The organism is Streptomyces sp. NPDC001744, assembly GCF_042892575.1.
Taxonomy (GTDB): Bacteria; Actinomycetota; Actinomycetes; order Streptomycetales; family Streptomycetaceae; genus Streptomyces.
In genome coordinates this window covers 341,257-354,484 of sequence record NZ_JBIAUG010000003.1, presented here as the reverse complement: position 1 = coordinate 354,484, position 13,228 = coordinate 341,257, and the positions used below count along the sequence as shown (strand labels likewise).

Here is a 13,228-nt window from a genome sequence, read left to right as displayed (position 1 = left end):
ATCCCTATGGGCGCGGGCAGGACGTATCGTCGAAGGCGTGGACAACCAAGCAGAGGTCCGTGAGTTCCTGACCTCGCGGCGAGCCAAGATCACTCCCGAGCAGGCCGGCCTCCCCTCCGGAAGCCGTCGGCGGGTGCCGGGCCTGCGTCGCAGCGAGGTCGCCGCACTCGCCGATGTCAGCGTGGAGTACTACGCCAAGCTGGAGCGCGGCAACCTCGCCGGCGTCTCCCCGGCCGTCCTCGACGCCGTCGCGCGCGCCCTCCAGCTCGACGACGCCGAACGCGCCCACCTGCTGAACCTGGCCCAGGCCGCCGACGGCTCCGACGCCCTCACCCGCCCCCGACGCCGCACCGCACAGTGGAAGGCGCACCGCAGCCTGCAATGGGTCCTGGACGCCGTCACCGCCGGTCCGGCCTTCGTCCGCAACGGCCGCATGGACCTGCTCGCCGGCAACCCGCTCGCCCGCGCCTTCTACGACGACGTCTACGCCACGCCCGGCAACCAGGCCAACCTGGCCCGCTTCCAGTTCCTCGACCCCGCCTCCCGCCGCTTCTACCCCGACTGGGACCAGGCCGCCGACATCGCCGTGGCCATCCTGCGCACCGAAGCCGGCCGCAACCCCCACGACAAGGACCTCCACGACCTCGTCGGCGAACTGTCCACCCGCAGCAACGAATTCCGCACCCGCTGGGGCGCCCACAACGTCCGCCACCACGGCACCGGCACCAAACGCTTCCACCACACGGCCGTCGGCGACCTCACCCTCGCCTACGAAGGACTGGAGATGACCGCAGCACCCGGCCTCACCCTCACCATCTACACCGCCGAACCCGCCTCCCCCTCCGAAGAGGGACTGCGCCTGCTCGCCTCCTGGTCCGCCACGCTCCAGACACCCGCACCACACGCCGGCAACTGACGGCTCCGACCAGAGGTGCCTGCCCTTGTTGCGCCGCCGAGCCTGTCGTCAAACGAAGGGCACCCTCAAGCGATCACCGCGACGAGCACCGGATTCACGACCGGCACCGTCCCGCCCGTGACGGGACCCGCGCTCTGTCCGCTCCTCGCCGTCAGCGGCCGCCGGAGTGTCCTGGCCGGTCTCACCGGCCCCGGACTCGATGCCCTGACCTGAACCGGCCGGCCCGGCGTCCCCTCCTTTGGGTCCGGCTCGTTCCGAGACCATGATCCGCCGGGCGACGATCGGCGTCATGGTCCGCCCTCCCACCCGAGGACAACCGGTCTCACGGCCTGGTCCTCGTTACGCCGACGTTCACCGCCGACCCCGTGACGAGCCGAAGGCCCACGGCCTGGTTGGATGCGGGCATGGACAGCGGCAGTCATCAGGCATCAGGTCTCTCGAAGAGCGTCTGGAGCGATGCCGACTTCGAGGAGATGGGATGGCACGACGCCACTGTCCACGCCTTGTATGTACAGCAAACCGATGACATCCTGCCTCGGCTTCTGCTCGACCTCGACTACATCGTCCGCTGGGTCCACCCGGTTCGGCCGGCGAAGAACTTCTCCTTCTGGGTCGCCCCTGCGACGCTCGTCTTCGAAGACGTCTGGGACCTCGAGGGCGACCTCGATTTCAAGGGCACGCCCCCGGATCTGGAGATCGACGAGGTGCGCCGGCTGGTGCCGGACAACGGCCGACAGGACCTGCCGCAATGGCACATCCAGGGTCACGCGTTCGACCTGAAGTTCCGCGCGTCGTGTTTCCGCCAGTACTTCCGCCGTGCCCCGCAGTTCACGTCGGCCCAGGTCCTGTCCGATGCGGAGCGCGGGGGCTGCTGCTTCACCGAGGTCGGCTTCGACTGAGCGGGTTCGGCACCATGGCCCCGGCCAAGAGCGCGCAACGGCGCGCAGGCCGAGGGCGAGTGCCGCACCGCGAGCAGCCCGCTTCGCGGTCTTCATCAGGGCCTCGCCCACCGGCGTCCTCCTTTCGGCGACCGTGTTTCCCTTCGGGCTCCGCTACGGCCCCGAAGGGAAACACGGTCGCCGCGGGGCGACGGGTCACCCCGAGTGCGCGTTTCACGAACGCGCCGTCAGGATCCGGGGCTTTCGGCGCGCGGCCTCACAGGCCCGGACCGTTGTACGCGCCCCGGTGCGGCTTCGTGGTCGTGGACACGGGGTTCCCCCAGTAGTCGCGGCCTCCGTTGCCGCTGATCACGGAGCCGTTGTTCAGGGCGGGAGAGGTGGAGCGCAGCTTGTAGCCGTCGGCTGAGTCGATCATGTCGCCCCCGGTGCCGGGGTTCACGAACTGAGGGTCGCCGGCGATGCCGTTGGCGGTCGGTCGCGGTACGCCCTGGAAGACGTTCCACAGCCACGTGATGCCGCTGCCGGTGGGGAGCCGGGAGTCGGCGGTGCCCACCCAGATGTTGTTCTCGACGACGCTCTCGTCGGGGAGCGTGATGTTGAACTTCTTGTCCGTGCAGTAGAGGACGTTGTTGTACATGCGCAGCGCGGAGCGGCCCGCGCTGTTGCTGCTCATGCGGCAGTCGTTCTCGGAGATGTTGTAGCGGATGATCTGCTCGGCGCCGCCGATGGTGCCGCACCCGTCGCAGTCGAGGAAGAAGCCGCCGACGTTGTCGCGGCTGAAGTTGTACTGGATCGTGCAGGTGCCGGTGTTGCCCCAGTCGCAGTCGAACGCCTGGCTGTCGGCCACGGACATCCGCGTGATGCCGTACACGGCGTTCTTCTGGATGGTCGGGTTGTGGTCGCCGAGCACCCATATGCCGGCGAAGTTGCCGCCGGAGAAGGGGTACGCGCCGTTGCCGACGCCGGAGGCGTTGTTGTACTGGATCATGGGCGCGTCGGCGTAGCTGGCGATGATGCCGTCGCCGCCGACGTCCTTGATGACGTTGTGCTCGATCAGGACGCCGGAACCCTTGACGGCCATGGAACCGACACGGATCTTGAGCCCGCCGCCACCCGTGTTGGTGACCTGGTTGTGGTGGACGTGGATGTCGTGGAGGGTCGAGTTCGTGCCGCTCGCGCCCGTGACGACGCCGGCGGACTGGACGAAGTCCTCGGTGGTCGGGCTGTTCTTGTTCGTCTGGCCGGCCACCCGGTCGACGACGAGGCCGCTGACGTCGAAACCGCGGTGCGCCGTTCCGTCGGTGGCGGAGATCCGCAGGCCGGTGCGGCGGGCGAGCGAGGACGCCGGGTTGGTGAGCCTGAGGTCGCTGATCCGCCAGTGGTCCTGGTTGGTGAAGGAGACGACGTCGGCACCGCCGTTGCCGTTGATCACGGGCAGCGCGCCGGTGCCGTAGGCGGTGAGGGTGACGGGGGCGGTGGCGGTGCCGCTGCCCCGGGGGGCGAGGGTGCCGGTGCACGTGGTGCCGGACGCGAAGGCGAGCGTGTCGCCCGGGCCGTACGTCTTTCCGTTGGCCTGGCCGACGCTGTTGAACGGTGACGCCGAACTGCCGTCCCCGGCGGCTTGGGCGGAACAGTCCACGTAGGTGGTGCTTCCCGCGGCCGAAGCGGGTACGGCGGCGAGAGCGGTGGTGCCGGTGAGAGCGAGGACGAGAACGGTGGTGGCGAGCCCTCGGGCCCTCACCCGCCGTCCTCGGAAAGTTTCGATGACCATGACGTCACGCCCTTCTGGGGTCTGGTGCCGCCAGAAGCTAGGCGTGGCCGATGATCGAGTCAATGCACCTTTGTCGATTGATCGAATTTCGATCGCCCGATGGTTGATTGACTGCCTCTTGGACGAGTTCGTTCAAAGGTGTGGCCGCAGGGCGTGGGGGTCGGGCCGTCCGCCCGGAACGCCCGGCGCCCGGAACGCGTGGTGTCCGTACATGGTTCACCGCCGGGAAGGGGGCCTTCCCGGCGGTGCCGTGGGTTCCTCGGTGTCAGCGGCGGTCGGAGCGACGCTCCCGGCCCCCGGCGTGGTCGCGGGCGGCGGACGCGGCGGCGAGGGCGAGGAGGGTGGCGAGGGCGCCGGTGATGAGGTTGCTGGTGATGGATCGGGTGTGGGCGACGTCACCGGCGACGACCCAGGGGGCGACACAGGTCCAGACGCCGATGACGGCGGCGGCCCAGGCCATGGAGTGGGTGCGTTCGTAGGAGTTGCCGAGGCCGCCGAGCAGCAGCATGTAGGCGACGCCGGCGATGAGGTTGGTGACGGCGAGGGTGGTGAAGCCGTTGAAGCCGGTTATCCACGGGGAGGCGGCGAGGTAGAGGCCGGTGAGGAGGGCCAGGGCCTCGATCATCTGCGCCCGCGGGGTGGCGGCGGCGCGGTCGTGCCGGGCGCGCAGGTCCATCAGGTCGGGGTGCTCTTCGATGGGTGCGCGATGGGTTGACGCCATGATGGCCTCCGGGAGAGGGATGCTTATACGTCTCTTACCCATAAAAGCATGATAAGTACGCAAATGGGTGTATTCGTGTTGCTTGCTGGGCTGTTCGTACGGGCCGCCCGTACCGGGGCGGTTCCGGCGGGGTCCGGCGCGGTCGCGTCGCGCCACGGGACGGGGCGCCCGTGTCTCTTCCAGGGGCGTGCGGCGGGCCGCCCTCATGCCCGCCGTTCGGGTGCTTCCTGGGGGCGGGGTCGAGAAAACCGCAGGTCACGGCCCGCAGGGGAGGTGGTTTGGACTGATCACCCGTGTTCTTGCTGTTTGCCGGGAATGGTCGGTTTTATGGTCGCCCCACCCCTGTGTGTTCACCTGATTCCTTGCCGGGAGTTCTCATGGCCGTCTCCACGGAGCCACCCACCCTCGTACCCGTGAAGAAGAGAGGGCGGGGGGCGATCGTCGTGGACTGGCTGACGACGACCGACCACAAGAAGATCGGGCACCTCTACCTGATCACGTCGTTCGTGTTCTTCCTGCTGGGGGGCCTGCTGGCGCTCGTGCTCCGGGCGGAGCTGGCGCGGCCGGGCCTGCAGATCATCTCGCCGGAACAGTACAACCAGGTGTTCACGCTGCACGGGACGGTGATGCTGCTGCTCTTCGCCACCCCGACGTTCGCCGGCTTCGCCAACGCGATCATGCCGTTGCAGATCGGCTCGCCCGACGTCGCCTTCCCGCGGCTGAACATGTTCTCGTACTGGCTGTTCCTCTTCGGCGGACTGATCGCCTTCGCGGGGATCTTCACCCCGCAGGGAACGGCGGACTTCGGCTGGACCGCCTACGCGCCGCTCAGCGGCGGGGAGCGCACACCGTACGTGGGCGGCGACATGTGGATCATGGGGCTGGCGTTCGCCGGTTTCGGCACGATCCTGGGAGCGGTCAACTTCATCGCCACGATCATCTGCATGCGCGCCCCGGGAATGACGATGTTCCGGATGCCGATCTTCACCTGGAACGTCCTGCTGACGTCGGTGCTGGTGCTGTTCGCGTTCCCCGTCCTGGCCGCGGCCCTGTTCGCGCTCGAGGCGGACCGCAAGTTCGGCGCGCACGTCTTCGACCCGGCCAACGGCGGGGCGCTGCTGTGGCAGCACCTCTTCTGGTTCTTCGGGCACCCCGAGGTCTACATCATCGCGCTGCCGTTCTTCGGGATCGTCACCGAGATCCTGCCCGTCTTCTCCCGCAAGCCGACCTTCGGGTACATCGGCCTCGTCGGTGCCACCATCGCCATCGCCGGCCTGTCGGTGACCGTCTGGGCGCACCACATGTTCGCCACCGGTGCGGTGCTGCTGCCGTTCTTCTCCTTCATGACCTTCCTGATCGCGGTTCCGACGGGGGTGAAGTTCTTCAACTGGATCGGCACGATGTGGAAGGGTTCGCTCTCCTTCGAGACCCCCATGCTGTGGTCGATCGGCTTCCTCGTGACCTTCCTGTTCGGCGGGCTGACCGGGATCATCCTGGCCTCGCCGCCGATGGACTTCCACGTCACGGACAGCTACTTCGTCGTGGCCCACTTCCACTACGTCGTCTTCGGCACGGTCGTCTTCGCGATGTTCGCCGGGTTCTACTTCTGGTGGCCCAAGATGACCGGCACGATGCTCGACGAGCGCCTGGGGAAGATCCACTTCTGGACGCTCTTCGTCGGTTTCCACGGCACCTTCCTCGTCCAGCACTGGCTCGGTGCCGAGGGGATGCCCCGCCGCTACGCCGACTACCTGGACGCCGACGGCTTCACCGCCCTGAACACGGTGTCCTCCATCGGCGCCTTCCTCCTGGGCACGTCCACCCTGCCGTTCTTCTACAACGTCTGGAAGACGGCCAGGACCGCGCCGAGGATCACCGTCGACGACCCCTGGGGCTTCAGCCGCTCCCTGGAGTGGGCCACCTCCTGCCCGCCGCCCCGGCACAACTTCGTCACCCTCCCGCGCATCCGCTCCGAGTCCCCGGCCTTCGACCTCAACCATCCCGCCATGGCCGCGCTCGACCACGGCAAGACGCACAAGCGGGACGTGTTCGACGACTCCGACGCCGCCACCCACGAAGGCGGTCCCGACTCCGGACGGAACGCGTGACCGCGTACGGACCCGGCGAGCCGCGCCGCGCCGTGCACCCCACCGGCGGTGACGCTCCCGCACCGGCCGCGGGCGGCCGGGAGACCCCGCGGACCCTGACCGTGGAGGCGGCCGAGGGCATCGCCCGGATCGAGGGGTACCTGCTCGCCCGGCGGGCCGGCACCGAGGCCACGGAGGCCGGTGCCGCCTTCGCCCGCCGGTTCCCGTGGCTGGGACCCCAGGAGCGGTCGGAGGTCGCCCGCGCGTTCGCGCGGGAACACCTCGCCGTGCGGCGCCGGATGTTCGAGGACGCCGTCGCGCGCGCGGAGGAACTCCGGCACGAGTACGGCGGCCGCTACGAACGTCTGCGCCGCCGGCTGGTCGCCACGGTCCTGGGCGTGGCCGGAACGATGACGGTCGTGGTGTCGTTCCTGGTCCGGGACGTGCTCTAGGCGTATTGACCCGCGGGATCGCGGACGCGGGTCACGCCGCCCGAGGAGTCTTCCGGTGCGCTCCCCGGGCCGTCCGGCGCGTGCGGTCCAGCCACCAGACCGCTGCGGACACCAGGCTCAGGACGACCAGAACGCTCCCGATCACGATGTCGAGCGTGCGGCTCGCCGTGGGGACGGCGGTGTTCCGGGTGTCGAGGACGAACGGCGAGAGGATCAGCCACACGCCCGCGAGGCCCACCAGCGCGTCGGACCGCACGCCTCCGCCGCGGTACACGCGCGCACCCGCGGCGAAGGCGACGACGAGCCCCACGATCAGCTCGTTCACCTGGGCGTCCTTGGAGCCGTCCTGCGTGGCCATGGGGAAGAGCAGCAGAACGACGGAGGCCAGCAGCATCAACAGGCCCAGGATCTGGTCGTGGATCCCCTGGCGCATTACGTGCGCCCGGTCCGGGGCGCGGAAGGCCGCTCCCCGGTCGATGTCGATCGCCATGGTCTCTCCTCTTTTCCGGAGCGGGACAGGGCCGCGTGCGACTACCCATCTCACCCGGCCCCACTCGCTCCGGCCGTCACGCGTCCGCCGGAGTCGGCCTCACCCGGCGTCCACCGGGGGCCGCCTCACTCGGCGTTCTTCTGCAGCAGGCAGTCGTAGCCCAGCTGCAGGGTGTCGGCGACCGCCAGGGCGGCCAGACCGCCCGTCACGGTGCGCGTGGCGCCCGGCCACAGCAGACGGGCGCCGGTGAAGGTGGCCGCCAGCCAGACGCTCAGGCAGAAAGGGCAGGTGGCCAGCTCGCCCACGGTCGAACGGAAGGCTCCTCCCCGGGGGCTCTCGCTCACCTCGGCGGGGCCCGTCGCCGACTCGTAGCGCGTGAAGGGGGCCCGGAGGGGGCTGGTGACGGACCCCTTGCTGAGCAGCCGCCCCAGCCGGAACACGGCCGCCGCCGTCATCACGACGTCCAGGGGATCGTGACGGTCCGGGAGCCGGACCCGGCGCGCGCCGGCCGCCACGCCCCAGGCGGCCGTGTACGCGCCGAAGGCGACGACGGCTCCGAGGTGCCCGCCGAGTCGGCGCTCCTCCTCCGGCGCGTAGGCCCTGCCCACGCGCCGGAGCGCCTCCCCGGCCCGTCGCAGGGGAGTGGTCTTCCTGGATGTTTCGGGGGTCACGGCAACGGTCTCCGTCGAGTAGGGGTGGTGATCCGGTCCCATGCGTACGACGGAGGTGTCACGTCTCGTCGCGGGAAGGGGCGGCGTCCCCGGTCCCGGTGGCGTCCCCGGTCTCGGGGGAGCGCAGCCTCGCCTCGACCCGGCCGCCGGTGACACGGGTGTCGAAGACGGGCTGGGGGGCCGTGGCGGGACCGCCCGCGTTCCACCCGTCCTCCAGGCGGAAGACGCTGCCGTGCCACGGGCAGCGCACACAGCCGTCCTCGATCGTGCCCCCGGACAGGGGGCCGGCGGCGTGGCTGCACGTGTCCGCCAGGACGTGCACGCGGTCGGCGTCCTCGCGGACGACCAGGACGGGCACGTCACCGACGTGGCGCCGTACCGCTCGTCCGGGCGGGAGGTCCGTGATCTCCCCGATCCCGTGCCAGCCCGGTTCCACCAGGTCCGGGACGGACGCGGTGTGGTTGACGCCCGCTCCCTGCCGGTAGGCCAGGTGTCCGCCGATCGCCCCGCCCAGGCCGACGGCGGTCAGCCCGGCGAACCCCAGGGCCTTGCCCAGGGCGGCCCGGCCCCGTACCCGAGCGGCCAGGGAGCCCGTGTACAGCGCCACTCCCGTGATGTTCGCCGCCGCGTGCACCAGCCCGACCCGCGCCTGACGGCGCTGCAGTTCCGCCCAGTCGACCCAGCCCGCGACGGCCGCGGGGGCCGCCGCCACGAGCCCCACGCCGATCAGCGTGCCCGCCGCCCGCCGCTGCCCCGGCACCGCGTCGAGCACCGCCGCCGAGAACCAGGCGCCGATCGGCACCTGCACCATCACCGGGTGGACGGGATGGCCCAGCCCGCGCCCGTGCAGCGCGTCCCGCCCGCGTCCCAGAGGGAGCGCGCGGACCGCGTCGCGGAGGCGTTCGGCGCAGCCGTCGAGCACGGCGGCGCGTTCCAGCCGGTCCATGCCCCGGAGAATCCGGCCGGGACCGGACACCGACGGCAGGACGCGTTTCAGCGCCCGCCGTACGGTCTCGTTCCCGAGGACACGACCGTCGAGTTCCGGCTCATGAGTCATGAACCGCCTCTAACCGCTCGATCACCGGCGAAACGGTCCGGATTCCGTTCCCCGCCGCGCACCCCGCCGTACGCGGCCCGCCGCCCCGGAACCGGAGCGGCGGGCCGTCTCCGGGCGCGGGGACGGCGGCGTCAGGCGGACCCGCTCTCGTCGTCGGGATCGTCGGGCTCGCGCTCTCCCTCGGCCTGCGACGGCGTCGTGCGCTCGGGTTCCGCGTCCCGGTGGCCCGCGTCCCGCGGGGGGTTCTCGTCGGGGCGTTCGCCCTCCGCCTGCGACGGGGTGCTCTCCTGCATGGTTCGCTCTTTTCCTCGGTGTGACTCGTACGGACACGCGGCACCGCACATGTGTGCCCACGGGACGAGTACCCGTCCCGGGCCACCACGGACCCGCGCGGGGCGAAGAAGCTCCCGGACGGATCGCCGCTCCGGGGACGCGGGGACCCGGAGCCCCCGGCGTCTCAGGCCCCCGTCTCCTCCGGCGCTGCCTTCTCCTCCGGTGCTCCCTCCTCCTCCGCCGAGCGGCGGCGGCGCCCGGCCGCGACGGCGGCGAGGACCGCCGCGAGGGCGAGCACCACCGAGCCGCGCAGCCACACCCCGGCCTCCACCTGGGTGGCGAGAAGGACGCAGGAGGCGGCCCCGAGGACCGGCAGCGCGGTCGGGGCGCGGAAGTGACCGGGCTCGCCCGGATCGGAACGCAGGGCGAGGACGGCCGTGTTGACGATCAGGAAGACCACCAGGAGCAGCAGCACCAGGGTGGACGCCAGCGTGGCGACGCTGCCGGTCAGGGCCAGCAGGAGGGCGGGGACGGTGGTGGCGGCGATCGCGGCCCAGGGGGTGCGGCGACCGGGCAGGACCCGGGCCAGGGCGGCGGGCAGCAGCCCGTCGCGGGCCATTCCGTACGCCAGGCGCGAGGCCATGATGCCGGTGAGCAGCGCCCCGTTGGCGACGGCGATCAGGGCGACGGCGCCGAACAGTCGCGGGGGGACGCCGCCGGCCTCGCGGACGACCTCCAGGAGGGGGCCGCCGGAGGAGGCGAGGACACCGGTGGGCACGGTCGCCGAGGCGGCCACGCCGACCAGGACGTAGACGGCCCCGGCGGTGGCGAGCGCGGCGAACAGGGCGCGGGGGTAGGAGCGCCGGGGGTCCCGGGTCTCCTCGGCGACGTTCACCGAGGTCTCGAAGCCGACGAACGAGTAGAAGGCGAGGACGGAACCGCTCAGCACGGCCGCCGCCGCGCCCTTCTCGGGCGTACCGAGCTGGAGGAGGCGGCTCGGGTCGCCCTCCCCGCGCAGCAGCAGCCGTGCGCCCAGGACCACGATCACCACCAGGCCGCCGACCTCGATCAGGGTGGCGACGACGTTGGCGCGGGTGGACTCCCTGATGCCCCGGGCGTTGACGAGGGCCAGGAGGGCGAGGAAGCCCACCGCGACCGGGGCGACGGGCAGGGTGACGAAGGCCGCGAGGTAGTCGCCGGCGAAGCCCCGGGCGAGCGCGGCGACCGAGACGACGCCGGCCGCCAGCATGCAGAACCCCGCGACGAACCCGGCCGCCGGGCCGAAGGCCCGGGTGGCGTAGTGGGAGGCGCCGCCGGCCCTCGGGTACTTCGTCGCCAGCTCGGCGTAGGAGGCGGCGGTCAGCAGGGCCAGTACGAGTGCCACGGCGAGCGGCACCCACACGGCGCCCCCGGACGCGGCGGCGACCTGCCCCACCAGCACGTACACCCCGGCGCCCAGGACGTCGCCGAGGATGAAGAAGTAGAGCAGGGGAGTGGTCAGGGTGCGCCGAAGCGCGGGCCGGGCCGCGTTCTCGGGTCCGGCGCTCACCGCGCGTCCGGTCCGGGCCGCAGCGGCGGGCGTGCCGGGGCGCGGGTCGCCCCGGCCCCGGTGGTCCGGTCGCCGGCCGGGGGCCGGACGCCGTCGGCGGCGTGGTGCGGGCGTGCGGGCGCCGTCCCCCGGGCGGCGGTTCCGCCGGCCCGTTCCTTCCACTCCTGCATCGTCCTGCGCTTTCCGTGACGGGCGACGGGTTCCGTCGCCTCCTCTCCGCCGGACCGCTCCGGGAGCGCCGCCCGGGTGGTCCGGGCGCCGGGCCCCGTGTTCCGGCGCGGACCTCCCGCTCTCTCACCCGTACGTGCACGAATATGCGGAAAGGCCCCCGCCGCCGGCCGGGGTTCGTAGCGTCGACGTGGCGGGACGCACTCCGCGCCCCCCTGTTCCCCTTGTTCCCCCGCCCCCGAGGAGCGATCATGACCGACCGGGAATTCCTGACGAAGAAGATCGAGCACGGCTTCGACCAGCTGGACGTGGACGGCAACGGCGTGCTCACGGAGGACGACCACGTGGAGATGGGCCGCCGGACGGCTTCCTCCCTCGGGCACGCCGAGGGATCCCCGGAGGCGGAACGGATCATCGGCGCCTACACGGCCATCTGGCGCGAGGTGCACCTGCCGTTCGTCCCCGCCGGGGCCCGGGGGATCCCCAGGGACCGGTTCGTCGAGTCGACCCGCGCGCTGGCCGACGACCCCGGGACCGCCCGCGCCACGCTCGGCAGGCTCGCCGAGACCTACCTGGGGATCGCCGACCTCGACGGGGACGGCCGGATCAGCCCCGGCGAGTTCCTCGCGTTCCAGCGGGGACACTTCCCCCGGCTCACGGAGGAGGAGGCGGCCGAGGCGTTCGGCCACCTCGACACCGACGGCGACGGCGTCCTGTCGCCCGCCGAGTTCACCGACGCGGTCGTCGAGTTCTGGTCCAGTTCCGACCCCGAGGCCACCGGCAACTGGTGGATGGGGCGCCCCGTCTTCCCGCGCGGCTGACCCGGCCCGCCCGGCGCCCGGACCGCGACTCGCGGGGCCTCCCCCTCCGGGGGGGGCGGCCCCGCCGCCGGGCACCGGGCCCCCGGGGCGCGGGCCCGTCCGCCGCCCGTGTCAGTAACGCAGGGCCGCCACGACCCGCCCGCGCTCGTTCAGCGTGCCGTCGGGCACGAAACGGACCGAGGCGTCGGCGTCCAGCGCGTTCTCCACCAGGGTGTCGACGAGGTCGGTCACCACCCCGTCCGGGGCCTGCTCACCGCCGCCGTCGGTGAGGCCGGGCCCGTCGGGCAGCGGGACGAGACGCAGGCCGCGGCCGTCCTCCGCCACCGTGCCCGCGGCGCGCAGCCCCTCCTCCAGGACCAGGAGGTGGACCCGGCGGTCGGCGACGGCGACCCACACGTCCTGCAGGCCGGCGGCGTACTGCTTGCGGCCGCGGGCGTCGTCGAGGTCCTGGAGCGCCCGGTGCGTCTGCCGCTCGCGGAACCCGGAGAGGACCGGCTCCAGGCGTTCGGCCAGGACGGCGGGGGAGACCTCGTCCAGACCGACCAGGTCGAGCCGGCCGTCCACCCGGTCGGCGTGCCGGCTCACGCCGTCGAACTCGGCCAGGAGCTTGGTGCCCCCGACGAGGAAGAGCGGCTGCCGCCGCGCGGCCAGGGGGGCGGCCAGCTTCTCGTCCACGGCGCGCATGTACTGCTGGATGCGCTCGTCGCGGGCGGGCGACGGGAAGTCGGTGACCGGCCCGGGGAGGGCGTCCTCCGGGTCCGGGATCGCGGGCTCCGCCGGGAAGCCGTGCTCCTCGACCTCGAACAGGCGCCCGGCCGACCCCTGGTAGAGGCGGCAGGTGTCCAGCCCGAGGACCAGGACCCAGTAGGGGGCCGAACGCTCGCGGGCCGCCACCAGGTAGCGGGTCAGGAACGTCGGGGCGAACTCGACGCGGGTCGGGACGTCCTCCTCGCCGTCGAGCTGCCACACCTGCGTCTCCTCGCCGGGGGCGAGCAGGATCTGCAGTCCGGCCCCCGCGTGCAGGAACACGTCGTCCCGCCCGAGGACCTCGGTCTCCTCCAGCCTGGCCTGCAGCTCCAGCCGCTCCTCGCGGCCCACGCGCGGGTCGGCGGAGAGCCGGGCGCGCGCCTCGGACAGCAGGTTCTTGAGCCGCACCCGGTCCTCGTCCACCCCCCGGCGCGGATGCGTCCGCATGACCAGGGAGATCGCCGGATACGGCCGGGGTCGCCGCAGATCGGCGAGGACGGCGGGAGTGAGTGCGCTGACGTGCATGATGCGGACCTTCCGGTGCGAAGGGGGATCGCCTACAGGAAATCAGTCACCGGGGCGCCCCGCGAGTCCGCGGGGGAGCCC

The 13,228-nt window shown here is 72.1% G+C and carries 14 protein-coding genes; 5 read left to right on the top strand and 9 right to left on the bottom strand.

From position 1 onward, the window contains the following. Positions 1-37 precede the first annotated feature (37 nt). Positions 38-916: a helix-turn-helix transcriptional regulator gene (locus tag ACFYZY_RS06010; protein ID WP_388689922.1), complete on the top strand. Its 879-nt coding sequence runs from the start codon at positions 38-40 to the stop codon at positions 914-916. 404 nt (positions 917-1,320) lie between these two features. Then, positions 1,321-1,815: a hypothetical protein gene (locus ACFYZY_RS06005; protein ID WP_388689921.1), complete on the top strand. Its 495-nt coding sequence runs from the start codon at positions 1,321-1,323 to the stop codon at positions 1,813-1,815. Between the two features lie 256 nt (positions 1,816-2,071). On the opposite strand, the gene ACFYZY_RS06000 is transcribed toward ACFYZY_RS06005, so the two are convergent. Together ACFYZY_RS06000 and ACFYZY_RS05995 are read right to left on the bottom strand one after the other, a co-directional pair. After that, complete coding sequence (locus ACFYZY_RS06000) at positions 2,072-3,586, bottom strand: right-handed parallel beta-helix repeat-containing protein (protein ID WP_388689920.1); 1,515 nt, start codon at positions 3,584-3,586, stop codon at positions 2,072-2,074. Between the two features lie 265 nt (positions 3,587-3,851). Next, positions 3,852-4,307: an SPW repeat protein gene (locus ACFYZY_RS05995; RefSeq protein WP_388689918.1), complete on the bottom strand. Its 456-nt coding sequence runs from the start codon at positions 4,305-4,307 to the stop codon at positions 3,852-3,854. Between the two features lie 377 nt (positions 4,308-4,684). Between ACFYZY_RS05995 and ctaD the strand changes: the two genes are divergently transcribed. After that, positions 4,685-6,415, top strand: coding sequence for a cytochrome c oxidase subunit I (ctaD, locus tag ACFYZY_RS05990; protein ID WP_388689917.1), 1,731 nt, complete (start codon positions 4,685-4,687; stop codon positions 6,413-6,415). Beyond that, positions 6,412-6,846, top strand: a complete 435-nt coding sequence (locus ACFYZY_RS05985; protein WP_388689915.1) for a hypothetical protein — start codon at positions 6,412-6,414, stop codon at positions 6,844-6,846. Before ctaD ends, ACFYZY_RS05985 begins: the two co-directional genes overlap by 4 nt. Before the next feature lie 31 nt (positions 6,847-6,877). On the opposite strand, the gene ACFYZY_RS05980 is transcribed toward ACFYZY_RS05985, so the two are convergent. The 6 genes from ACFYZY_RS05980 to ACFYZY_RS05955 all read right to left on the bottom strand — a co-directional run bounded on the left by ACFYZY_RS05980 (position 6,878) and on the right by ACFYZY_RS05955 (position 11,056). Then, the gene (locus tag ACFYZY_RS05980) at positions 6,878-7,336 is read right to left on the bottom strand and encodes a hypothetical protein (RefSeq protein ID WP_388689914.1); all 459 of its coding nucleotides are present in this window, start codon (positions 7,334-7,336) and stop codon (positions 6,878-6,880) included. A gap of 125 nt (positions 7,337-7,461) precedes the next feature. Continuing rightward, positions 7,462-8,007 carry a DUF1360 domain-containing protein gene (locus tag ACFYZY_RS05975; RefSeq protein WP_388689912.1) on the bottom strand — a complete coding sequence of 182 codons (546 nt, stop codon included), beginning with the start codon at positions 8,005-8,007 and terminating at the stop codon, positions 7,462-7,464. Positions 8,008-8,065: 58 nt separating this feature from the next. Then, complete coding sequence (locus ACFYZY_RS05970; protein ID WP_388689911.1) at positions 8,066-9,064, bottom strand: Rieske 2Fe-2S domain-containing protein; 999 nt, start codon at positions 9,062-9,064, stop codon at positions 8,066-8,068. Positions 9,065-9,195: 131 nt separating this feature from the next. After that, positions 9,196-9,357 carry a hypothetical protein gene (locus tag ACFYZY_RS05965; RefSeq protein WP_388689909.1) on the bottom strand — a complete coding sequence of 54 codons (162 nt, stop codon included), beginning with the start codon at positions 9,355-9,357 and terminating at the stop codon, positions 9,196-9,198. A 164-nt stretch (positions 9,358-9,521) separates the two neighbouring features. Next, positions 9,522-10,886, bottom strand: a complete 1,365-nt coding sequence (locus tag ACFYZY_RS05960) for an APC family permease (RefSeq protein WP_388689907.1) — start codon at positions 10,884-10,886, stop codon at positions 9,522-9,524. Further along, entirely contained in the window at positions 10,883-11,056 is a 174-nt protein-coding gene (locus ACFYZY_RS05955; RefSeq protein WP_388689905.1) for a hypothetical protein, read from the bottom strand. The genes ACFYZY_RS05960 and ACFYZY_RS05955 overlap by 4 nt, the downstream gene beginning before the upstream one ends. A gap of 249 nt (positions 11,057-11,305) precedes the next feature. Between ACFYZY_RS05955 and ACFYZY_RS05950 the strand changes: the two genes are divergently transcribed. Then, on the top strand, positions 11,306-11,875 hold the full coding sequence (locus ACFYZY_RS05950) for an EF-hand domain-containing protein (RefSeq protein ID WP_388689904.1): 570 nt from the start codon (positions 11,306-11,308) through the stop codon (positions 11,873-11,875). A gap of 111 nt (positions 11,876-11,986) precedes the next feature. Here ACFYZY_RS05950 and ACFYZY_RS05945 read toward each other — a convergent pair whose 3' ends face one another. After that, the gene (locus ACFYZY_RS05945; protein WP_388689902.1) at positions 11,987-13,147 is read right to left on the bottom strand and encodes a hypothetical protein; all 1,161 of its coding nucleotides are present in this window, start codon (positions 13,145-13,147) and stop codon (positions 11,987-11,989) included. Positions 13,148-13,228 lie beyond the last annotated feature (81 nt).

Coding starts and splice junctions, on each gene's coding strand:
- ACFYZY_RS05995 (WP_388689918.1), bottom strand. CDS start 4,307: ATGGCGTCAACCCATCGCGCACCCATCGAAGAGCACCCCGACCTGATG.
- ACFYZY_RS05980 (WP_388689914.1), bottom strand. CDS start 7,336: ATGGCGATCGACATCGACCGGGGAGCGGCCTTCCGCGCCCCGGACCGG.
- ACFYZY_RS05965 (WP_388689909.1), bottom strand. CDS start 9,357: ATGCAGGAGAGCACCCCGTCGCAGGCGGAGGGCGAACGCCCCGACGAG.
- ACFYZY_RS05970 (WP_388689911.1), bottom strand. CDS start 9,064: ATGACTCATGAGCCGGAACTCGACGGTCGTGTCCTCGGGAACGAGACC.
- ctaD (WP_388689917.1), top strand. CDS start 4,685: ATGGCCGTCTCCACGGAGCCACCCACCCTCGTACCCGTGAAGAAGAGA.
- ACFYZY_RS06000 (WP_388689920.1), bottom strand. CDS start 3,586: ATGGTCATCGAAACTTTCCGAGGACGGCGGGTGAGGGCCCGAGGGCTC.
- ACFYZY_RS05950 (WP_388689904.1), top strand. CDS start 11,306: ATGACCGACCGGGAATTCCTGACGAAGAAGATCGAGCACGGCTTCGAC.
- ACFYZY_RS06005 (WP_388689921.1), top strand. CDS start 1,321: ATGGACAGCGGCAGTCATCAGGCATCAGGTCTCTCGAAGAGCGTCTGG.
- ACFYZY_RS05945 (WP_388689902.1), bottom strand. CDS start 13,147: ATGCACGTCAGCGCACTCACTCCCGCCGTCCTCGCCGATCTGCGGCGA.
- ACFYZY_RS05955 (WP_388689905.1), bottom strand. CDS start 11,056: ATGCAGGAGTGGAAGGAACGGGCCGGCGGAACCGCCGCCCGGGGGACG.